The sequence below is a fragment of the Paraburkholderia sp. EG304 genome, from assembly GCF_046543485.1.
Lineage (GTDB): Bacteria > Pseudomonadota > Gammaproteobacteria > Burkholderiales > Burkholderiaceae > Paraburkholderia > Paraburkholderia youngii.
In genome coordinates, this window is record NZ_JBKGUA010000437.1 from 1 (window position 1) to 258 (window position 258).

Below are 258 nucleotides of genomic sequence, written 5' to 3' on the forward strand. Positions count from 1 at the left end.
TCGTTGAGGCCGGAGTCAAATACATCAAACGATCCTTCGTGCCGCTGCGCGAATTCCGCGATCTCGCCGACGCCAACCGTCAATTGCGCGACTGGGTGATGCAGCAGGCCGGCACGCGCGAGCACGGCACGACGCGCGAGCAGCCGCTTGCACGTTTCGCCATCGAGAAGCCACTGCTCGCCAGACTGCCCGATGTGCCGCCAGTGCTGGCCGTATGGTGCGAGGTCAAGGTCCATACCGACGGGCACGTCGTCTACA

Annotated in this window: 1 pseudogene; it reads left to right on the top strand. The window is 64.0% G+C overall.

Features of this window, described 5'->3' with window-relative positions:
* A pseudogene (locus ACLFKU_RS44630) lies at positions 1–258 on the top strand (IS21 family transposase); the annotation flags it as partial.